At 62.0% G+C, this 21,771-nt stretch carries 19 protein-coding genes; 6 read left to right on the plus strand and 13 right to left on the minus strand.

Annotated features, from left to right (window positions below):
* Positions 1-70 precede the first annotated feature (70 nt).
* On the plus strand, positions 71-1,051 hold the full coding sequence (locus HNQ83_RS22685) for a cyclase family protein (RefSeq protein WP_175391002.1): 981 nt from the start codon (positions 71-73) through the stop codon (positions 1,049-1,051).
* On the opposite strand, the gene HNQ83_RS22690 is transcribed toward HNQ83_RS22685, so the two are convergent.
* The 4 genes from HNQ83_RS22690 to HNQ83_RS22705 all read right to left on the minus strand — a co-directional run bounded on the left by HNQ83_RS22690 (position 1,044) and on the right by HNQ83_RS22705 (position 6,291).
* Entirely contained in the window at positions 1,044-1,973 is a 930-nt protein-coding gene (locus HNQ83_RS22690; protein ID WP_175391003.1) for a LysR family transcriptional regulator, read from the minus strand. The two genes, HNQ83_RS22685 and HNQ83_RS22690, sit on opposite strands and share 8 nt — an antisense overlap.
* Positions 1,974-2,059: 86 nt before the next feature.
* The gene (locus HNQ83_RS22695) at positions 2,060-3,643 is read right to left on the minus strand and encodes an aldehyde dehydrogenase (NADP(+)) (protein ID WP_175391004.1); all 1,584 of its coding nucleotides are present in this window, start codon (positions 3,641-3,643) and stop codon (positions 2,060-2,062) included.
* 272 nt (positions 3,644-3,915) lie between these two features.
* Positions 3,916-4,854, minus strand: a complete 939-nt coding sequence (locus HNQ83_RS22700) for a cyclase family protein (RefSeq protein ID WP_175391005.1) — start codon at positions 4,852-4,854, stop codon at positions 3,916-3,918.
* Positions 4,855-5,088: 234 nt separating this feature from the next.
* Complete coding sequence (locus HNQ83_RS22705) at positions 5,089-6,291, minus strand: NAD(P)/FAD-dependent oxidoreductase (RefSeq protein ID WP_175391006.1); 1,203 nt, start codon at positions 6,289-6,291, stop codon at positions 5,089-5,091.
* Between the two features lie 190 nt (positions 6,292-6,481).
* On the opposite strand from HNQ83_RS22705, the gene HNQ83_RS22710 reads away from it, so the two are divergent.
* Positions 6,482-7,501: a GlxA family transcriptional regulator gene (locus tag HNQ83_RS22710; protein WP_175391007.1), complete on the plus strand. Its 1,020-nt coding sequence runs from the start codon at positions 6,482-6,484 to the stop codon at positions 7,499-7,501.
* A gap of 100 nt (positions 7,502-7,601) precedes the next feature.
* Positions 7,602-7,922, plus strand: a complete 321-nt coding sequence (locus HNQ83_RS22715; RefSeq protein WP_175391008.1) for a DUF2388 domain-containing protein — start codon at positions 7,602-7,604, stop codon at positions 7,920-7,922.
* Positions 7,923-8,095: 173 nt separating this feature from the next.
* Here HNQ83_RS22715 and HNQ83_RS22720 read toward each other — a convergent pair whose 3' ends face one another.
* A complete protein-coding gene (locus HNQ83_RS22720; protein WP_175391009.1) occupies positions 8,096-9,004 on the minus strand; it encodes a pyridoxal-phosphate dependent enzyme in 909 nt (302 codons plus the stop codon).
* Between the two features lie 201 nt (positions 9,005-9,205).
* Positions 9,206-9,997: an SDR family oxidoreductase gene (locus HNQ83_RS22725; protein ID WP_175391010.1), complete on the minus strand. Its 792-nt coding sequence runs from the start codon at positions 9,995-9,997 to the stop codon at positions 9,206-9,208.
* Positions 9,998-10,121: 124 nt separating this feature from the next.
* Here HNQ83_RS22725 and HNQ83_RS22730 point away from each other — a divergent pair, with 124 nt between their 5' ends.
* Both HNQ83_RS22730 and HNQ83_RS22735 read left to right on the plus strand, forming a co-directional pair.
* A complete protein-coding gene (locus tag HNQ83_RS22730; RefSeq protein WP_175391011.1) occupies positions 10,122-11,069 on the plus strand; it encodes a GlxA family transcriptional regulator in 948 nt (315 codons plus the stop codon).
* A 155-nt stretch (positions 11,070-11,224) separates the two neighbouring features.
* Entirely contained in the window at positions 11,225-11,884 is a 660-nt protein-coding gene (locus HNQ83_RS22735) for an isoprenylcysteine carboxylmethyltransferase family protein (RefSeq protein ID WP_175391012.1), read from the plus strand.
* A 108-nt stretch (positions 11,885-11,992) separates the two neighbouring features.
* Here the strand turns inward: HNQ83_RS22735 and HNQ83_RS22740 are convergent, their stop codons facing one another.
* The 7 genes from HNQ83_RS22740 to HNQ83_RS22770 all read right to left on the minus strand — a co-directional run bounded on the left by HNQ83_RS22740 (position 11,993) and on the right by HNQ83_RS22770 (position 20,361).
* A complete protein-coding gene (locus HNQ83_RS22740) occupies positions 11,993-12,661 on the minus strand; it encodes an HAD family hydrolase (RefSeq protein WP_175391013.1) in 669 nt (222 codons plus the stop codon).
* A gap of 131 nt (positions 12,662-12,792) precedes the next feature.
* Complete coding sequence (locus HNQ83_RS22745; protein WP_175391014.1) at positions 12,793-13,200, minus strand: response regulator; 408 nt, start codon at positions 13,198-13,200, stop codon at positions 12,793-12,795.
* Between the two features lie 113 nt (positions 13,201-13,313).
* Positions 13,314-14,921: a GMC family oxidoreductase gene (locus HNQ83_RS22750; RefSeq protein WP_175391015.1), complete on the minus strand. Its 1,608-nt coding sequence runs from the start codon at positions 14,919-14,921 to the stop codon at positions 13,314-13,316.
* 231 nt (positions 14,922-15,152) lie between these two features.
* Complete coding sequence (locus HNQ83_RS22755; RefSeq protein ID WP_175391016.1) at positions 15,153-16,370, minus strand: mandelate racemase/muconate lactonizing enzyme family protein; 1,218 nt, start codon at positions 16,368-16,370, stop codon at positions 15,153-15,155.
* A 1-nt stretch (position 16,371) separates the two neighbouring features.
* Positions 16,372-17,691, minus strand: coding sequence for a nitrate/nitrite transporter (locus tag HNQ83_RS22760; RefSeq protein ID WP_175391017.1), 1,320 nt, complete (start codon positions 17,689-17,691; stop codon positions 16,372-16,374).
* Positions 17,692-17,773: 82 nt separating this feature from the next.
* Positions 17,774-19,198: an aldehyde dehydrogenase gene (gene aldA, locus HNQ83_RS22765; RefSeq protein WP_175391035.1), complete on the minus strand. Its 1,425-nt coding sequence runs from the start codon at positions 19,196-19,198 to the stop codon at positions 17,774-17,776.
* A gap of 233 nt (positions 19,199-19,431) precedes the next feature.
* Entirely contained in the window at positions 19,432-20,361 is a 930-nt protein-coding gene (locus HNQ83_RS22770; RefSeq protein ID WP_175391018.1) for a LysR substrate-binding domain-containing protein, read from the minus strand.
* Positions 20,362-20,546: 185 nt separating this feature from the next.
* Between HNQ83_RS22770 and HNQ83_RS22775 the strand changes: the two genes are divergently transcribed.
* Complete coding sequence (locus tag HNQ83_RS22775) at positions 20,547-21,725, plus strand: hypothetical protein (RefSeq protein ID WP_175391019.1); 1,179 nt, start codon at positions 20,547-20,549, stop codon at positions 21,723-21,725.
* The last annotated feature ends 46 nt before the right edge of the window (positions 21,726-21,771 follow it).

Here is a 21,771-nt window from a genome sequence, read left to right on the forward strand (position 1 = left end):
GACACACCGCTTTCGCGAGCAGGCTCGCTCCCACAGTTAACGGTGCCAACTGCCAAACAAGGAAAACCCCATGTGCGACCACAACAACAATACCGCCGCCGACCGTTCTCCCGACGCCAAGGCCCTGCTGGAAGGCCTGCCCACCAACTGGGGCAAATGGGGCCCGGACGATGAAGTCGGTGCCCTGAACTACCTGCAAAACGCCGAAGTCCTGCGCGGTATCAGCGCCGTGCGCCAGGGCAAGACCTTCACCCTGCAAGTGCAGATCGGCCATCCCAAGGGCGAGCCGCTGTGGCCCGGCCGACGCCCGTCGATGCGGGTCAATGTGCTGGACAAGGGCCACTTCCTGGCGGGCAAGACCCACTTCGACGGGCACGTCGAATACGCCGACGACGTGATCTTCATGCACCTGCAAGGCTCGACCCAGTACGACGCACTCGGCCATGTCTGGCACGACAACAAACTGTGGAACGGCTACGACGCCATGAGCACCATCGGCGGCATGGACAAGGCCAGCATCCTGCCAATTGCCGAGCGTGGCATCGTCGGCCGCGCGGTGCTGATCGACATGGCCCGCCATCGCGGCAAAACGGTGCTGGACAAGGGCGAGACCTTCAATCACCACGACCTGCTGGCCGCCGCGAAAGCCCAGGGTATCGAGATCCACAAGCGCGACATCCTGATCATCCGCACCGGCTGGATCGGCTCGTTCTACGAGCGCGAACCCGAGGAGTTCTACAAGGATTTCGCCGAGCCGGGCCTGACCTTCAGCCGCGAACTGGTGGAGTGGTTCCACCAGATGGAAATCCCCAACCTGGTCACCGACACCATGGCCAACGAAGTGGCGGTCGACCCGGCTTCGGGGGTGTTGATTCCGCTGCACAACGCCCTGATGCGCAACCTCGGCGTGACCTTCACCGAAGTGGCCATGCTCGATGACCTGGCCAACGATTGCGCCGAAGACGGCCAGTGGCAGTTCCTCTACACCGCAGCGCCCCTGAAGATCGTCGGCGGCACCGGCGCGCCGGTGAACCCGATCGTGATCAAGTAGTCAGGTCGCGCTGCAGCTCGTTGATCAGCAGGGTCGCCGCCGGAGACAGATCGGCGCCGACCCGGCTGATCACGCCGTAAGGCTCGATCAACGCGCGCATCGACACCGGCAGCTTCACCAGCAAGTCGTGCTGCTCGCAGAATTGCGCCACTTCCACCGGGATCACCGCGAGCAACGTCGGGTCCTGTTGCACCAGCAAAATGGTGGCGAAGGTCGACGAGGTTTCCAGCGGGTAACGGGGAATTTCCAGTCCGGCTTCATTCAACTCACGCTCCAGCGCCTGGCGCATCGGCATGTCCTTGGGATAAACCACCCAGCGGTAATCGCTCAATTGGGACAATTGCAGTGACTCGGCACTGGCCAGCGGATGATCCTTGCTCGCGACCACGGCCAGGGGCTCTTCACTCAGTTCGATGCAGTCATAGGCATCCGAGCGCTGGCCAACGCTGGTACGGCAGATGGCCAAATCCAGGCGCCCCTGATCCAGCAAGCCGAGCAAGGTGGCGCTGGTGTTTTCCACCAGTTCTACCGACAACTCCGGCTGCTTGAGGCGCAACTCGGTCAGTGCGCGGGTCAACAACGGCACCGCGCCCATGATCACCCCCACCGACAGCCGCCCGCCCTGGCCGCGCATGATGCTGAGCATTTCCTCGCGCAGGTGCTCCACGTCGCTGTAGATCAGCCGTGCATAACGAATCATGCAACGTCCCATTTCATTGGCCACCAGGCCTTTGGGCTGACGCTCGAACAGCGGCATGCCGAGCAGTGATTCGACCTCGTGCAGCGCCTTGGTGGCGCCGGACTGGGAAATCGAAATCTGCTCGGCGGCCTTGTGCAGGGAACCGCGATCATCCAGGGCGATCAGCAATCGCAGTTGTTTGAGGCGCAGACGCGAAGCAATGCTGCCAAGGGAAGGAACCATATCGTTGGGTGCTCGATTCAATGTGCAAATCCGTCAAGGCCCACGCCGAGGCCATGTGCAAAAAAGGCACCGACGTGGGCGGTGTGTCAGCTCAGGGGCAACCGGCTCCACTGGCCGTCGACCAGTCGGTTGAGGCCCAGCGGGTTACTGTTTTGCAGGGCCGGGGGCAGGTATTCATCAGGATAGTTCTGGTAGCAGACCGGTCGCAGAAAGCGATCGATGGCCAGGGTGCCGACCGAAGTGCCACGGGCATCGGAGGTGGCCGGATAAGGCCCGCCGTGCACCATCGCGTCGCTGACTTCGACACCGGTGGGGTAACCGTTGAGCAGCAGCCGACCGACCTTGTCTTCCAGCAGCGGCAACAGCTCGCTGAAGCGATCCAGATCCGCCGGCTCGGCAATCAGCGTGGCCGTGAGTTGACCGTGCAAGCTGGCGAGCACGGCGCGCAACTGTTGCTGATCGGCCACTTCGACCACCACCGTGGCCGGGCCGAAGATCTCTTCCTGCAACAGCGGGTCACCCTCGAGCAACAACTGTACATCGGCCTTGAACAGCTGAGGTTGTGCCTGGGTATCGCCCTGAGCTTGGCCGGCCAAATGATCGACCTGGCCGTGAGCGGCGATGTGTTTCAGGCCGGCGCGATAACTGTTTAGCGCGCCGGCATTGAGCATGGTCTGGGCCGGTTGGGCGCCCATGTTTTGCGCGAACGCCTCAAGGAACTCACTGAATTGCGGCGAGCGCAGGCCGATGATCAAACCGGGGCTGGTGCAGAACTGGCCACACCCCTGGTTGACCGAGGCGGTCAGCTCTTCGGCGACTTTGCGACCCCGGCTGCGCAAGGCTTCGGGCAGCAGGATCACCGGGTTGATGCTCGACATCTCGGCGAATACCGGGATCGGCTGCGCCCGCGCAACGGCGAGATCGGCCAGGGCCCGTCCACCCTTGAGCGAGCCGGTGAAGCCCACGGCCTTGATGCCTTCGGCCTTGACCAGCGCCTGACCAACACCGGCGCCGTAGATCATGTTGAACACGCCGCTGGGCATGCCTGTGCGTTGCGCGGCGCGCAGGATGGCGCTCGCCACCCGGTCGGCCGTCGCCATGTGCCCGCTGTGGGCCTTGAACACCACAGGGCAACCGGCCGCCAGCGCCGAGGCGGTGTCGCCGCCGGCGGTGGAAAATGCCAAGGGGAAATTGCTCGCGCCGAACACCGCGACGGGGCCGACGCCGATGCGGTACTGACGCAGGTCCGGCCGTGGCAGGGGTGTGCGCCCAGGCAATGCCTGGTCGATGCGCGCACCGAGGAAATCACCCCGACGCAGCACCTGGGCAAACAAGCGCAGTTGGCCGGTGGTGCGGCCGCGTTCGCCGCGAATCCGCCCCTCCGGCAACGCGGTTTCCCGACAAACCAGCGCGATGAAATCATCCCCCAACCCATCGATTTCCTCGGCGATGGCCTCGAGAAATTCGGCGCGGCGCTGCGGCGGCAACTGACGGAACGGCGCAAAGGCACGGGTGGCCGCCGCGACCGCGAGTTCGACTTCCTGCTCGGTGGCCTGATGGAAAACAAAGGGCAGCGCCTGCCCGGTGCGGGCATCAAGGCTGTGCAAAATCTCTTGGCCCAGGGCACTGCGCTGCCCGTCGATGAACTGCTGGCCCACAATATCGGACATCAAAAAACTCCCTCGCCTGCGTTCGGCAGGCGATGACTCGAATGAAAGGAATACGCCCAAGGCGCACGCTTCACTCTAGGGGGCGGGACAACGGGCAAACAAATGACAACAACGGGCCGGGGGATGAGCATTTGTCATCCCCCGGCCCATCACAAATCCCCTGTGGGAGCGGGCTTGCTCGCGAAGAGGGAGTGTCAGTCACCATTGTCGTCGACAGACCCGCCGCTTTCGCGAGCAAGCCCGCTCCCACAGTTGATGGGCAGTGAAGGTTGTCAGCGAATCGCCACCGGGTTGATGTTGACCTGGGTCGAGCCCTTGTACAGCGGCTGCCCGAGCACGAACATGAAGGTCCAGGCCTTGTCCCGCACCAGCGCGCGGCTGTCGATCAGCTCAAGGTTGTAGATGCCGTTCTTCGCCAGCATGAACTGGTTGACCGGGAACTCCTGGCCGTCAGTGCCGGGATAGATTTCCGAAGCCCAGGTGTCGCCACCGAAGGCGACGATCTGCTTGTCCGCCAGCCATTTGGCCGCCGCCATGCCGATGCCCGGTTCCACCGCGAGAAACTTCTGGTTGTCCTTGCCCAGCAGCTCCAGCCAACCGGTGTTGAACAGTACCACGTCACCTTTCTCGATGCTGATGCCTTGCAGGTCCAGGGCCTTTTGGATGTCGGCGACGGTGAACTCGGTTTTCTCCGGCACGATGGCGCTGCCGTACACCGCGGTCATGTCCAGCACCACGCCACGGGTGACGATGGGCGGGACTTTTTCGATGCCGAGTTTCTGCACCCCTTCCACGGTGACGAAGTCCGCTGCGCGATTGCCGTTGTAGTAGACATTGTCGATGCCGATGTGGCCGATGCCGTTGAGCTGGGTGCCGACACCGGTCCAGCCCACCACCAGTTCATCGTTGAAGGTGAATTTGTTCGGGCCCATGGTGGTGCCGCCCGCTTCGCCGGGCTGGACGTTGGTCAGGTGGAAACTGCGATGCCGGAAGGCCGGCAGGTTCTTGTCGATGGGCACGGCCAGCGGATAGGTTTTGCCGGTCTTGATCAGTTTGGCGGCATTGAGTACCGAATCGGCATCGAGCAGGTTCAGCGCGCCAATTTCGTCGTGGGCGCCGTATTTCGACGGGTACCATTTTTCGGCATCCGCGGCGTGGGCGGCGTTGAGGGTGAACAACAGGGCAAACGGCAGTACCAAGCGATTGAACATGAGCGGGTCCTTGTCTGGTTTCGGTGGCCTCAAGGTACGCAGGCCTTTTGTGCGGAAACAGACAGGGATCGGCAATACAATTGTTCTCAATACTCACGAGTGCAAAACCAAAACTGTAGGAGTGAGCCTGCTCGCGATGGTCTCAAGGTCCGGCGCGTTCATTCAGAAAAAACGCGTCATCGTTGACGTCCTTCGCGAGCAGGCTCGCTCCCACAGGATGACCAGTCCATCCGTTCAGAACGATGCCAGCGGATCACCCGCCGCCAGCGCGTCGGCACGGTTCGCTGCTGGCGGGTAGATCCACTGGGTATTGATCATGCGCTTGCGCTCCTTGCCTTCGTCATGGGTCAGCACGATCTGGCGATCCCAGCCTTCGGTGTACACCGCGCCCCACTCGCCCAGGTCCAGGCAGGTGGCGTAAAACGGTTGACGGTACGGCAGGGTTGGCACGCCCAGCAGGTCGGCGGCGACGTTGTGCCCGCCAAAACGCCCCATGATGATCGCGTGCTGGCAGGACATCAGCGCGTAGTGCCCCTGATCGTCAGTCAACGCCCTGGCCACGTCGCCGGCGGCAAACACGTGATCGGTGCCGATCACGCGCAAATCGTCGGTCACTTCAGCGCGGCCCAGACGGTCGAGTTGCGAGGACACTTGGGTCGTCAGGCCACTGGCGACCAATCCGCCTGTCCAGATCACGGTCTGAGCGTCGATGCGCTGACCATTGGCGGTCTGCACGCCATCGGCATCGATGGCGACCACCCCGGAGCCGACCTGAAACTCGATGCCCATCTGCTTCAATGCTTCGATGATCAGGGGCCGAGGGTTCGGGCCAAGGTCCGGGCCTATCTCATCGGCGCGCTCGACCACGACGACCCTGAACGGGACAGTCGGCCCGAGGATTTTGCGCAGTTTTTCCGGCAGTTCGGTGGCCACTTCCAGACCGGTGAAACCACCGCCCACCACCACGACGGTGTTGCGTCCGGGCGAATCCGGCAGGTTGCGCAGCCCGATCAGGTGTTCCTCCAGCTCCACCGCGTCGGGCAATTGATCCGAAGCAAAAGCGTATTCGGCCAGCCCCGGCACCGGGGGCCGATTGAGCTGGCTGCCGCTGGTCAGCAGCAGGCGGTCATAGGCCAGGTTGATGTTGCGGCCGTCGGCGGTACGGGCGTGCAACTGACGGGCCGAGGTGTCGATACGCTCGACTTCGGCGCCGACGAACTTGACGCCCACCGCATCGAGCACGGGCATCAAGGGCGCGGTCATTTCGTGAGGGGAAGGTTCGTACAGGCGCGGACGGATGACCAGCTCCGGGCGCGGGGACACCAGCGTCACATCGACATCGGCGGTCTTGCCGTTGATATCGAGTACACGCGCCGCGCCCAGGGCACTCCAGACACCGGCGAAACCGGCGCCCACAATCACAATGTTCTTGGACATGATCTCTACCTTCGTTGTAGTTATCGAGGCAGACAGCGAACAAATATCCTACAACCAAGCGCCGCTGGCAGGACTAAACTTCGTCGGGCCGACTGACATAAAACCCTGAATTCCTGACAGCCGATCAGCTGCAATCACGTTTATACCGTTTGCGAATTATCATTATTCCAACTCGCTGAAACAGAAGCTTATGAACGCAATACCCAGTCCCTTCGAATCACCGGAAATCCCTCTGGGCGAACCGCGCCTGATCGTCTTCCTTGCCTACCCGGACATGGGCCTTCTGGACCTGACCGGCGCGCAAACGGTGTTCTGGGCCGCCTCCCGCTACATGAATTCCCGCGGCTTGCCGGGTTACGCGCTGCATACGGCCAGCCTTGCCGGTGGCTTGATGAGAACCGCCGAAGGCCTGGCGGTGAACACCGTGCCGCTGAGCGATTTCGGGGTCGACTCAATCGACACACTGATCGCTCCCGGCGCACCGAATATTCTCTACGCCATGAACAATTCACTGGACCTTGTCGCGTGGCTGGCAGAGGCATCGGCTAATGCCAAGCGCACGGCGTCCGTGTGCAGCGGCACATTCCTGCTGGCCGAGGCGGGATTGCTCGAAGGACGACGCGCCACCACGCACTGGGCGATGTTCGAAATGCTGAAGCAACGCTACCCGTCGATCGAAGTCGACAACGATGCGATCTTCGTCAAGCAGGGTTCGGTCTGGACCTCTGCCGGCGTCAGCGCCGGTATCGACCTGGCCCTGGCGCTGGTGGAAGAAGATTGCGGCCGTGAAGTGGCGTTGCAGGTGGCCCGGGAAATGGTGGTGTTTCTCAAGCGCCCCGGCGGCCAGGCGCAGTACAGTCAATTGCTGCAATCGCAGACCAGCGAGGGCGCCGCCTTCGACGACCTGCACCTGTGGATCACAAAGAACCTGGCCGGTGAAAACCTCACGGTCGAGACGCTCGCCCAGCAAGTGCAGATGAGCCCGCGAAACTTTGCCCGGGTCTACAAGCTCAAGACCGGCCGTACCCCCGCCAAGGCCGTCGAAGTCTTGCGCGTGGAAGCCGCGCGACGCCTGCTGGAAGACTCCGAACGCAACATCGATCAAATCTCACGGCAGTGCGGCTTCGGCGATGAGGAGCGCATGCGCCTGACCTTCCAGCGTAACCTGGGGGTCTCGCCACGGGAGTATCGCAACCGGTTTAGCCGTTGAACCACCGCGCAGGGACAACAACAGGGAACTCTCGACGAACGCCGTGCATCCTAAAGGTGAGGCACTTCCTTTTTGTTGCACGCTTTCAGAGGACACCGTCATGCGCCGTCTGATTATCGTTTCTTCCCTGTTGCTGTGTTTACCGGTCGGTACTGCAATGGCCGACGTGGATGCGGGCGACGTCGCCACCTCGGCCGGCGTATCTGCTTCGCTGTATTCGACGTTCAAGGATGACAAAATGATGATTCCCGCCCGGGACGACGCCTCCAGCTTCGTGGCCAGCGGCGGTACGATCCGCGGTGTTTATCTGGAGTCGGTGCTCCATCAACTCCGGCAAAATCATCCCGACCTCAACAACGCGAGCGACGAAGACCTGGCCCGCGCCATTCTCGTCCAGGACGGCGTGACCGCAGGTCAATAAGGCGCCGTTCACTTTCGCCTGAGCACCCACATTAGTGGCGAGGGGATTCATCCCCGTTGGGTCGCGAAGCGGCCCCAGTGTTGGTTCAGACAGACTCAATTGTCCGGACTTGCGACTGCTTCGCAGCCGAACGGGGATGAATCCCCTCGCCACAGGTATTGTTCGCCAGAAACCTACCGAGCCCAGCCAGCCACCAGTTGCGCGCTGATGCTGACCCCGCCACACACCACAATCACCACATCGTGAGTTTCGGCGATGGCCGGGTGGTCCAGGTAGGCGATGGCCAGCGAAACACCACAGGCGGGTTCAACCAGCTGGCGCAGATCGCTGGCGTAACGCACCACGCCCATGATGGCTTCCTCATCGCCGAGGACGACGCATTCGTGGGGAAAATCGAGGATGTGTTGCACCGGCCACGCGGCCACTTGAGCGGCGCCGAGCGAGGTCGCAACCGTATCGATTCGCGGCAGACGTACCGGATGCCCTGCCGCCATGGCCGCCGCGAATGATGCCGCGCCCTCGGTTTCGCAGGCAACGATCCGGCAGTCCTTGCGCTGATGGCGAAGCAGACCGGTCAGCAAACCGGCCAGCAAGCCGCCACCGCCCACCGACGTCACCAGGGCGTCAACCTGCGGACAGTCTTCGAGAATCTCATCGATCATCGTGCTGTGCCCTTGCCACAACACCGGATGGTCAAAGGCCGGCACGTATTCGGTGTCCGCGCCCTGTGCAAGCTCCCGGGCCCGCAGATTGGCCTCATCCCAGACTTTGCCGTGGACGATCACCTCGGCGCCGGTTTTGCGGATTCGGGCGCGGGTGGTTTCCGGCGTGGTGTGCGGCACCACGATGCAGGCCTTGAGCCCCAGGCTGGCGGCGGCCACGGCGGTGGCGAACCCGGCGTTGCCACCGGAAGGACAGACGACCCGGGTTTTGCCCTGCGCCGCCGCCTGGCTGCACAACAGCCCCATGCCGCGCAGCTTGAAGGAGCCGCTCGGTTGCAGGTTTTCCAGTTTGAGCCAGATACGGCGGTTCGGGGTCGAGAGGCCTGGGTGCAGGATCAATGGCGTTCTGATGTGAAGCATGACGGCTCCTGTTGCACGCCGATGCCCCGTCGAATGTTCCACGAGTCAGCGGTGAACGGTCCTTGTTCAAGCTTAGTTCACCCTGTCCAGGCGCCGACACTTCTATGGCCCCTTCGCGAGCAGGCTCGCTCCCACAGGACATGCGCTAACCCCTGTGGGAGCGAGCCTGCTCGCGAAGGCGGCCTCAAGAACACCCGCAATCTAACGGTAACGCGGCGCCGCCCTGGAGTTGCCGAACAGCCCGGACAGTGTCTGGCGCTGGGCTTCGTAACGGTCCCACTGTTCGCCATCATGCAGGCCCGGAATGGTCACGGTTTCCCCGCTCGCCAGACCAACCAACGCCGCATCCACCATCTCTTCAGCAGACATCACGATTTCCTGCGGCAGGTTTTCCACCGGATTACCCGCCTCGCTCCAGAAATCCGTGGCGGTGGCACCCGGCAGCACGGCCTGGACACGCACGCCTTTGTCGGCCAGTTCGCGGTGCATCGACTGGCTCAACGCCAGGACGAACGCCTTGGTCCCGCCGTACACGCCGTTGAGGATCTCCGGAGCGATGGCGACGATCGACGCGATGTTGATCACGGTTCCGTTCCCTCGGGCGACGAAACCGGGGGCGACTGCATAGGCCAGGCGCGTCAGCGCGGTGATGTTGAGGGCGATCATCTCTTCCATGTCATCCACGGGGCTGCCGAGCAGTGGCATGACGGCCCCAACCCCGGCGTTGTTGACCAGCAGGGTGATGCTGGCATCGCTGCGCAGGATCTGTTCGACCCGCAGCAAATCGGCTTTGTCTTTCAAATCGGCGGCGACCACTTGCACGTTGCGCCCGGTTCCATCGCTCAAGCGGTTGGCCAGGGCATCGAGTTTTGCCCGGCTGCGCGCCACCAGAATCAGGTCGTAACCCTGACGGGCCAGTCGGTCGGCATACACCGCGCCGATGCCCGATGAAGCGCCGGTGATCAATGCGGTACCTTTGGATGAAAGCGCCATGTTCAATTTCCTTCACAGTGAGGCGAGACAGTCGCCGGGTGCGCTCAGTTATAAATGGCCTGACAGGTGTCGCAAATGACGTTTAAAGTACGTTTTTCGGACATTACCGTTTGAGGGCATCGCGATGATCAGCGTGGCGTTTGTGGTTTTCGAGGGTTTCCAGTCCATGGCGCTGGCGGCCATGCCGGTGTTCGAATACGCCAATTTCAGCGCCGGCGAAGCCCTGTATGACGTGCGTGTGCTGTCCGAGGATGGGCGTACCCTGCGCGCCTCCGGCGGATTGACGGTTGGCACCGAGGCATTCGATGAGCGGCTGTTCGATACCGTGATCGTGGTCGGCGGCGACTCCATCCTCGAACAGGCCCCCGAAGCGGTGCTGGATTACCTTCGCGCCAGCACCCAGACCGCGCGGCGCACGGCGTCGATCTGTTCCGGTGCCTTTGTCATGGCCCAGGCCGGACTGCTCGACGGTCGTCGGGCCACCACGCACTGGGCTTATGCGCGGCAACTGCAAGAGCGCTTCCCCTCGATCAAGGTGGAGGCCGACCGCATCTACGTGATCGACGGTTCGATCTGGACGTCCGCCGGCATGACCGCCGGTATCGACCTGGCGCTGGCCATGGTTGAAAAGGACCATGGCGCCGAACTCGCCCGTTCGGTGGCGCAGAAACTGGTGATGTATCACCGCCGTGCCGGTGGCCAGTCGCAGCATTCGGCGCTGCTGGAACTGGAGCCGAAATCCGACCGCATACAGACCGTGCTCGGTTATGCCCGGGAACATTTGTCCCAGGCGCTGACGGTTGAGCAACTGGCCGACGTGGCCCGGCTCAGTCCACGGCAATTCAGCCGCGCCTTTCGCGCCGAAACCGGACAATCGCCGGCCAAGGCCATCGAGAACCTGCGCCTGGAAGCGGCGCGGCAAATGCTCGAGCGCGGGCGATTGACCCTTGACCAGATTGCCCTGGAAACCGGCTTCAGCGACCGGCGCCGCATGCGCGAAGCCTTTCTGCGGGCGTTCGGGCAACCGCCGCAGATGATTCGGCGTAGTGCCCGTTCGGAGATCTCCGCCTAACCTGCGTAAGGGAACGATCCCCACCTCTGTAGGAGCGAGCTCGCTCGCGATGATCGTCAACGCTAACGCGTGCTTCCTGAATCCCCGCGTTTTCGATCACGACCCTCGCGAGCAGGCTCGCTCCTACAATGGAAGGTGTAGATCGTGGAGGTGTTATGAAAATCTCGGCCAAACTGGCATTTTTCGCCATCGTGACCACCCTCGCCTACCTCGCCCTGGCCATTTGGGGGCTGGGCGGTTTTGGCGCCTTTTTCTCCCATGCCGCGTTGACGGTAGTGGCACTGGCCACGCTGGTCATGGCCATCGCTTCGCTGTTCACCGAGGTCAACCTGAGTGCCGGCGAACGTGAGGACCGGGCCAATCGCTGGGTGATCCCGGCTTTCGGGGTCATTGGCCTGGTGAGCGGGTTTCTGCCGGCCTACACCGATCGCATCGACGTCTGGACCTTCGGCGGCGAAGGTGTGCGCTGGCTCGGCGCGCTCCTGTTCATCCTCGGCGGCGCACTGCGGTTGTGGCCGGTGTTCGTGCTGGGCAAGCGTTTCAGCGGGCTGGTGGCGATACAACCGGGGCATCGGCTGGTGACGGATGGCATCTACCGCCATCTGCGCAACCCCAGTTATCTGGGGATGCTGGTCATCGGCGTGGGTTGGGGGCTGGCGTTTCGTTCAAGCGTGGGTCTGCTGTTGGTCGTGTTGACGCTGGTGCCGCTGGTTGCGCGGATTCATTCAGAAGAGGCGCTGCTAAGGGCGCAGTTTGGCAGTGAATATGAAGCGTATTGCGCGCGGAGTTGGCGGTTGATTCCCGGCATCTACTGAAACAAACAAATCCCAATGTGGGAGCGAGCCTGCTCGCGAATAGGGCGTGTCAGTCAACATTGAAGTGCCTGATATACCGCTTTCGCGAGCAGGCTCGCTCCCACAGGTTTAGATTGGGTGCAGGCGGACGAGTCCGTCGGCATCTACCCGAACGCCAACCCGGTCATAACTCGCCAACGTCACATACGCCGTCTCAATCGGCCCCTCATGCGTCGCCGTGACAATCATCAAGTCCGCCCCCGCCGCCTCGGCCGCGAGTATCCCCACCGTCGCATCTTCGAACACCAGGCAATCGGTGATCTCGACCCCCAGTCGCCGGGCCGCCAGGCGATACCCGGCCGGGTCGGGCTTGCCTTGGCTGACGTCCTCGGCGGTGACCATCACATCCGGCTCAGGAATGCCGGCCGCCGCCATGCGCCGCAATGCCAGCGTCCTGGGCGCCGAGGTGACGATGGCCCATTGATGTGCCGGTAAAGACTTGAGGAAACTCGCCGCGCCGGCCACCTCTTCGACCCCTTCGACGTCCTCGATTTCCGCGGCGGTAATCCACGCCGCTTCAGCCTCGGCATCGACACCGGGCAACGCCAGGCGCTGAATGGTATCGATGGCGCGGGCACCATGGATGGTGGGCAGGAAGCGCTCGACATCGACGCCATGGCGCACGGCCCAGGTGGTCCAGACGCGTTCGGCGGCGGCGATCGAGGTGAGGATGGTGCCGTCCATGTCGAACAGGAAGGCGCGGTATGGGAGGTTGAAGACGGATTCTGGAGTGGCCAAAAGTGTCGTTCCTAATTTCCAGGAGATGGCGACTGTACACCATCCCTGTGGGAGCGAGCCTGCTCGCGAAAACGGTCTTACATTCAGCATTGATGTCGACTGATACACCGCTTTCGCGAGCAGGCTCGCTCCTACAGGGTACGGCGTGATTTGAACGCCCCGTCCACGCAATCGAGCAACTGCCCCAGCGCCCAGGGTTTCTTGATGAACGACACCTCGTGCCGCACGCCGGAGCTTTGCGGGGTTTCGTAGCCGGACATGATCATGATCGGCTTGTCCGGCCAGCGATCACCGAACAGGTTGGCCAGGTCTGCGCCGTTGAGTGTGCCGGGCATGGTGATGTCGGTCAGCAACAACCCGACGCCCTGCGCATGGTTCTGCAAGTACACCGATGCGGCGTCCGCACTGGTCTGCGGCTCCACCACATAGCCTTCTTCCTGAAGAATTTCACAGAGAAATTCCAGGATCAGCGGGTCGTCCTCAACCACCAGAATCAACCCGCCATGAAGGTCTCCACCTGCAGTCGATGCTCGACTCATGACCGTACCGCTCCCTGTATGCCTCAACGATTTCGCGGGCTCTGATCCGCTACCTACAGGTATGAGCAGCGGCGCCGACGGAAATTCATTTTTGATACAAAGAGGCGACGAAATCAGGCGTCCTGCAAAATCAGGTCGGCCCCCTTCTCCGCCACCATCAGCACCGCGGCATGGGTATTGCCGGAGGTCACGTTGGGGAAAATCGACGCGTCGACGATGCGCAAGCCGTCCAGGCCATGAACCTTGAGGCGCTTGTCCACCACCGACTTCTGCTGGTCCGCGCCCATGGCGCAGGAGCCGCACAGGTGATAGATCGACCCGCTGTTTTCCCGGAAATACTGCAACATCTGCTCGTCGGTTTCGACCACAGGCCCTGGCAGCACTTCTTCGACCGTGATGCCCTTGAGCGCCGGCGCATTCATGATTTTGCGCATCAGCCGGCTGCCCTGGATCACCTCGTCGATGTCCTTCTGGGTGCTCAGGTAGTTGGGATCGATCAGCGCCGCGTCCCGGGGGTTTTTCGAGGCGATCTCGATGTGCCCGCGACTGGTGGGCCGGCACGGGTTGAAGCACAGCAGGAAGCCTGAGTACGGCTCGGGCTTGAGGCTGGCCTTGTTGTTTTTCGGGATCTGATACGACAGCGGGTTGAAGTACAGCTGCAGGTTCGGGTTGGCCTGCTGCTCGTCGCCACGGAAGAAACCGCCCGCCTGATTGACGCTCATGGCCAGCGCACCTTTACGGGTGAACAGGTATTTCAGGCCGAGCTTGAACTGGCCGAACAGCGAACTGAGCTGATCGTTGAGCGTCGGGATGTTGGCCTTGTAGTAGTAACTGGCGCACAGGTGGTCCTGCAGGTTCTGCCCCACCGCCGGCAGGTGCTTGACCAGCGGGATGTTGTGCTTGTTCAGCAGCGCCTGATCGGCGACGCCGGACAGTTGCAGAATCTTCGGCGTGTCCACGGCACCGGCGCAGAGGATCACTTCCTTGTTCGCGGTAAAGGTGCGCACCACACCGTGCTGGGTCACGGAAATACCGGTCGCCCGACCGTTATCGAACAGCACGCGATCCACCAGGGCGTGATGCTCGACAGTCAGGTTCGGCCGGCCCAGCGCCGGATGCAGGTGGGCAAAGCTGCTGGAGCAGCGCTGGCCGTCGCGGGTGTTGACGTCGTAGATCCCCGCGCCTTCGAACTTCGCCCCGTTGAAATCCTCGCTCAGCGGATAGCCCAGCTCATCGCAGCCCTTGAGGAACACGTCGCAGATCGGGTGAGTCTGGCCCTTCATCGGGGTGATGCTGATCGGGCCGCTGCCACCGTGGTACTCGCTGTCGCCCAGCGGGTGGTTTTCCAGTTTGCGGAAATACGGCAGCACATCCGAGAAACCCCAGCCGTCGTTGCCGTTGGCTGCCCAGTCGTCGAAATCGTGGGCCTGGCCGCGCACGTAGATCATCGCGTTGATCGAACCCGAGCCACCCTGCACCTTGCCGCGCGGGGCATAGATTTCACGGTTGCCCAGCTGCTTTTGTGGCTGGCTGTAATACATCCAGTTGAAGGTCGGGTTGTAATACATTTTGGCGAAGCCGACCGGGATCTTGAACCACAGGGAGCTGTCCTTTCCGCCCGCTTCCAGCAGCAGTACCGTGTGTTTTCCGGAGGCCGAAAGGCGATTGGCCAGAACACAGCCTGCGGCGCCAGCGCCAGCGATGATGTAGTCGTATGTCATGCACGGTTACCGCGTAAGTCGTTGTACAAAAAAATCGCCCGGTGAAGACAAAAAACCTGTGGGCGCGAACCTTTGTGGCGAGGGGATTTATCCCCGTCCGGCTGCGAAGCAGTCGTAATTCCTGACAACTCGGTGTGGCTGGAAGAATGCAGAGGGCCGCTTCGCAGCCCAACGGGGATAAATCCCCTCGCCACAAAAGCTCAATCCCACAGGGATCGGCGCCATGTCCCGTCAGCCCTTGGCCGGCGATGTGTCTTTGACGTCCGCCGGGGTCGGCGCCATCTGCAGGTGCAGGCGCTCACCGGTGTACGGCGAATGCCTGCGCACCACGTCCATGTTCAGCTCGACGCCCAGGCCCGGCTCGGTGGACGGGATGATGTAGCCGTCCTCCCACTGCAACGGCTTGGTGAGGACTTCGGCATGGAAACCGCCCCAGGTCATGATGCTTTCCTGGATCAGGAAGTTCGGCGTGCAGGTGGCCAGCTGGAAGCTCGCAGCGGCGCCAATCGGTCCGTTGTAGAGATGCGGGGCGATCTGCGCGTAGTAAGCCTCGGCCATGCTGGCAATCTTCTTGGCTTCCAGCAGGCCGCCGCAGCGGGCGACGTTCATTTGCAGGATCGACGCGCCGCCGGCCTGCAGCAGCTTGAAGAATTCGTACTTGGTGGTCAGGCGCTCGCCGGTGGCAATCGGGATGCTGGTCTTGGCCGCGACTTGCGCCATGGCGTCTTCCTGGCCCGGTGGTACCGGTTCTTCGAACCACAGCGGGTCGTACTTCTCCAGGCGCTTGGCCAGGCGGATCGCCGAGGACGGGACCATTTGCCCGTGAGTGCCGAACAGCAGGTCGCACTTGTCGCCCACCGCTTCGCGGATCTTGCGGCAGAAGGTTTCGCAGCGCTCCAGCACTTCCAGGGAAATCTGGTGCCCGGAGTACGCGGTGTACGGTCCTGCCGGGTCGAACTTCACGGCGGTGAAGCCTTTGTTCATGTTCTCGATGGCGCACTCGGCGGCCAGGTCCGGGTCGTCGTAGTCGTACTCGCCCTTGCTGTTGACCGGGTACAGATAGGTGTAGGAACGCAGGCGCTCGTTGACCTTGCCGCCCAGCAACTCGTACACCGGCTTGTTCGCCGCCTTGCCGATGATGTCCCAGCAGGCCATTTCCAGGCCGCTGACCACGCCCATCATGGTCAGGTCCGGACGCTGGGTGAAACCGCTGGAATAAGCCTGGCGGAAGAAGCGCTCGATGTGGTGCGGGTCCTGGTTCAGCAGGTAGCGTTCGAACACGTCTTCGATGATCGGCAGCATGGCCTTGGGGCCGAAGGTCGCGGCGTAGATTTCGCCCACGCCTTCGATGCCGCAATCGGTCTTGATCTTGACGAACAGCCAGTACATGCCGCCGATGTGCGGCGGTGGTACGGCAACGATATGGGTTTCAAGGGCGACGATTTTCATCTCAGGCACCTGTTTTATTCATATTTTTACGATTGATACGTGCGCGCAGGGTCAGGGCCGCGAAGGTCCCGAGCAGGCCGACGAAAGCGATGTAGCCGAAATACAGCTTGTAACCAAAGGCACCGGGGAAATGCTCGGTGAGGTAGCCGTTGATCAACGGAATGAAGGCGTCCGGCAGGTAGCCGACCACCGAGACAATGCCAATGGCCAGGCCGGTGATGCGCAGCGGAATGTTGCAGGCGTCGAGGATCGCCCAGTACAGGCCGCGAATGGCGTAGGTCATCAGGCCAATGAAAATCACCGTGGCGATCAGCAGGCCCATGCTGCCCAGTGCCGGGAACACGATCAGGCCGACCATCGCCAGCGTCGCGAGGAACAACGCAACGATCAGCACCGAAATGTTGGAGAACTTGTCGCCCAGCCAGCCACCGCCGATGCCGCCGATGGGGCGCATCCACAATTTGATGGTGGTGATGGTGCCGGCCATGACCGCGGTCATGCCGCCGCCCTGCAAGTAATCGGAGAAGCTGTAGGTGGCCCAGAAGATGTGATAGCCGCAGAACACAATGGCGGTGACCAGCCACAGTTCGGGGATTTTCACCAGCGTCGTCAGGTCGCTGAGCAGGTTGAACTTGCCCTTCTCCACTGGCGCCGTGTCTTCCATCGACTTCGGGTCCTTGATCAGCACCAGCACACAGCCGATGGCGATACAGGTGAAGGCATACAGGTAGACCACGTGCTTGAAACCTTCGGCCGTGGACTCGCCACGGGTTTCGGTGGCGTAGGCGAACAAGCCCAGGGCAACCGTCGCCAGCAAGGCTTCCACCAGGCCACGACCGCCGTCGAGGATGCCGAAGAAACGGCCCTGCTCGGAGTGATGGGCAATCATCTTCACGCGCTTGAGCACCGAGGCCCAGAAGGTCAAACCGGTGGTCAGGCCCCAGCAACCGAAGATGATCATCAGGCCGGTCATCGAGGGCGCGGTGGAGTACCACAGGCCCAGGACACCGGTGGCGACCAGTGAAAAGAAAATCAGGAAACGCGGGGCGATACGGTCGGCCAGCCAGCCGCTGGGCAGATAACTCAGGAGGAAAATCGTACCGAGCATCGAGTACAGATAACCCAGTTCACTGTGGTTGATCTGGAACACTTCGAGCATGGTGGTCTGGTAGACCTGGCGCAGATACAGGATCGGGTAGATCGCACCGGCGGCCAGCACCAGCAGCATCAGTTGGAAATAACGACTTCCCTTGTCGCTGTGACTTTTCGAAACCGTGCTGGAACCCTGAACAGTGGCAGCAGTGGATGCTTGCTTGGACATTGAGTAGACCTCTGGCGCCCGGTGGTCCGGGCGCTCGGATAATTGTTTTTATGTGTGAAGCGTGAGGCGTATTGCGGGTGGATCAATACTTCATGACCACCAAACGGGTCTGGGTAAATTCGAGCATGCCGTGCTTGCCGTCATCGCCGCCCAGGCCCGAGCGTTTCCAGCCGGCGTGGAAGCCCTGGTACGGGTCGGCCGGGGTGCGATTGACGTACAGTTCGCCGGCCTCGATGGTGCTGGCGACTTTCATCGTGGTGCGGTAGTTCTCGGTATAGAGCACCGAGGACAGACCGAACTGGTGATCGTTGGCCATGGCCAGGGCTTCGTCGATGTCGCGGTATTTGAGTACTGGAAGCACCGGGCCGAAAATTTCTTCCTGGATGATTTCCATGTCCTGGCGGCAACCGCTGAGCAGGGTCGGCGGGTAGAAATGGCCTTTGCCTTGCGGAATGAAACCGCCGGTTTCCAGCACCGCACCGTCGGCGATGGCGCGCTCGACCATGGCATGGATGTTCCGCTGCGAACTGGCGTTGACCAGTGGCCCCATGAAAGCCGGGTCCACGGCGCGATCACCGAACTCCACGGCGCTGATTTTTTCTTTCAGCAGACCGAGGAATTTGTCGTAGACGCTTTCCTGCACATACACCCGTTCCACCGCCGTGCACAACTGGCCGCAGTGAGTGGTCTTGGAGGCGACGATGGCAGTGGCGGCGGCTTCAAGGTCAGCATCGGCCTCGATGATCGCCGGAGTCTTGCCCCCCAGTTCCAGGGACGGCTTGGCGATGTTGGCCTTGCAGTAATCGAGGACGATGCGCCCGGCATTGACGCTGCCGGTCAGGGTGATCAGACCCACGGCGTTATGGGTGCAGACTGCGGCGGCGGTGGCGTGGTCCATGGTCAGGATGTTGATCACGCCCGCCGGCATGCCGGATTGCTGCACCGCCCTGGCGATTTCGAAGGCCGAGATCGGCGTGTTGTTGCTCGGGCGCACGACCACAGTGTTGCCGGCAATCAGCGCCGGGGCGATTTTGCGCAGCAGGGTGTAGACCGGGTAGTTGAACGGGATCAGGCAGGCGACCACGCCAATCGGTTCGCGGTGCAGAAACAGGTTTTCGTCCGGCGTGTCGCTGGGAATGATTTCGCCTTCGATTCGGCGCGCCCATTCGGCATGGTAGCGGGTGATCTGCGCGGCGTAGCGGGCTTCGTTGCTGGCGTCGGCCAGGCTCTTGCCGGACTCGGCAGCCAGGGCTTCACCGATGCTCTCGGCGCGGGTATCCAGGGCATCGGCGAAAGCGCGCAGGTGTTCGGCGCGTTCGATGCTGGTGAGTTTGCCCCAGGTTTTCTGCGCAGCGGCAGCGGCTTCCACGGCAAAGGTGGCTTCATCGGCGGTGGCGGCAGACACCTGGCCGACCCGCTCTTCGGTCGCCGGGTCGTAGACCGCGATCAGCGCAGCGCTGGCCGGCTCAATGAATTGCCCGTTAACAAAGTTTCGCTCGAGTCGCATGTGCATCGCCCATCGTTGTTTTTATCCAGTGCGAGCAGTCTTGGCATCCTGAGCTTGTAGGACAAACGATTTATTGAGCGAGGTAACATTCGAAAAACGCATGTTATCCCTTAAACGATGGGATTCCTTGTGGGAGCGAGCCTGCTCGCGAAAGCAGTGTGTCAGTCGACCTATGTATTGCCTGACAGAATGCCTTCGCGAGCAGGCTCGCTCCCACAGGGGTTTAGTGGTGTTTAGATGACTGCGGTCGAGGGCTCCAGCTGCCGCTGCGCCAGCCACATTTCCTCCTGCAACCACTGCCCGAACACCTGCAATTGCGGCAGCGACTGTTCGGGTCGGGTCACCAGCCAGTACGACTGATGGCCTTCGACATGCACGTTGAGCACCTGAGTCAACTGCCCGCTGGCCAGCTCCGGGGCGACCATGTGCCAGTCGGCGATGGTGATGCCCAACCCGTCGACGGCTGCGCGGATCGCCAGGTCGAGCAAATCGAATTCATAACCACCCTGAGTATCGACACCGCTGATGCGTGCCGCGTCCAGCCAGTGTTTCCAGGTCAGGTAGCGCTGATCTTCCCGGGCCAGCACATGCAACAGCGTCAGGCGGTTGAGGTCGATGCCCTGTTCGGTCCATTCCCGCGCATACAAGGTGGGGGCGCACACGGCGATGTGCCGCTCCTGAAACAGCAGCGAACTGTCCAGGCCATCCCATTCGCCGTTGCCGAAACGAATCGCGCAGTCCAGCGTACTGGTTTCCGCCAGGCTGTCCTGCAGGCGGGTGGTGATGCTCAGTTCCAGTTCCGGATGCTGCTCGCGCAAGCGCCCCAGGCGCGGCATCAGCCAGCGGTTGGTGAAGGTCGGCGGCGCGTTGATGTGCAGGCGATTGGCGTGGGATTTCTGCTGGATGCTGCGCACCGTCAGCTCGATCTTGTCGAAAGACTGATGCAACGCCCGCAGCAGCACCCGGCCGGCGCTGGTCAGTTCCAGATGATGGTGACGGCGTTCCAGCAGACTCTCGTCCAGCTGTTCCTCCAGCTGACGCACCTGGCGGCTGACCGCGCTCTGGGTCACGTTCAACAACTCCGCGGCACGGGTGAAGCTGCCCGTGCTGCCGGCCACTTCAAAGGCTTTCAGCGCGTTGAGGCCGGGCATTTTGCGTTTCATGAAAGGCTCTCGGGGATCGGTGACAGGGCGCCAAGGATCCCACGGCAGCGGCACATTGTCCTACAGGATTTTTTCACTAACATGCATCTGAGGAAGGTTTCTCTCGATTTTTAATCGTTTGTTCATCGCACCGCAGATCGCAAGACTGGCCGCCATCTCACATAAAAATAACCGAGAGCTGCCACATGCCCTTCCCTGTTTCCCTGCGCCTCAGTCCTGTCTATATCGCTCTACTCTGCACCTTTGCAGCCCCTGCCATGGCCGTGCAAGTCACCGACAACCTCGACCTGGGCGGTGCCATCCGCGCCCGCTGGGATTACGACCCGGACCGCGACATCCAGACGTTCGGGCTGGACACCGTTTACCTCAGCGCCAAGTACAACTCCGACAGCTGGATCGGCGAGGCCCAGTACCGTTTCTACGGGCGCTCCTACCCCTACCGCTACACCAAAAACTACGGCGACATCCAGTTCGCCAAGCTCGTCTGGGCCGGCTACAAGTTCAATCCCGACCAGCAGGTGCAGGTGGGCCTGAACACCGTGCCGTTCGGCTTGCAGCCGTACTTCGGCAGCACCTTCTTCGAGACCCTGGGCAACGTCATTGGCCTGGAAGATCTGCAGGAGGTCGGCGCCAAGTACATTCAGCAGAGTGGCGACTGGAACATCCAGGGCGGTTATTACCTGCGCCCGGCGTGGCAAGGCAAAGGCACCAGCAACGGCGTGACCTTCTCCAGCGTGGTGTCCGAGGCGGACAGCTATGTTTCCGACGGCAGCGACAACCAGGAGCGCAACACCGTGGTGCTGCGGGTCGCCAGGGCACTGGACCTGGGGCCGTGGAAGTCCGAAGTCGGCGTGTCGGGCCTGACCTCGTCCCTTGAGAACAAGGACACAAACGACAACGGCCGACGCAATGCCGTGGCCGTGCACTACCTGGGCAAGAACGGCCCATGGGGCGTGCAGTTGCAGGCGGCGCGGCAGCAGATGTCGCCACGCAACCCCGGCACCGACGAACTGGTGACCCTGGGCGGTTACGACGGCACCTACAACGTCGCCAGTCGCGGCAATCTCTATGTGGCTGACCTCAGCTATGACGTGGCCGGCAAATACCTGTTCGATCAGGTCAGCGGGGTCAAGGTCTACGCCAACTACAGCGCGTTCGACAAATCCGCCAGCGGGTTCGAGACGTCCGAGCGGGTGATTCTGGGCAGCTCGTTTGCGCTGAGCAAATTGTGGGTTGCGACGGAATGGATGTTCGGCAAGAACGATCCGTACATTGGCGGCAGCAGCTATACCCAGAGCCTGGGGGCTGGCGGGACGGATCATTGGGAGAATCAGGTGTATGTGAACGTCGGGTACTACTTCTGATCCAGCATTTTCGGCGTTCCTGAGGACGCCTTCGCGAGCAGGCTCG

Origin of the sequence: Pseudomonas sp. C2B4, assembly GCF_013359695.1 — a bacterium.
In the GTDB taxonomy this organism is placed as follows: Bacteria; Pseudomonadota; Gammaproteobacteria; order Pseudomonadales; family Pseudomonadaceae; genus Aquipseudomonas.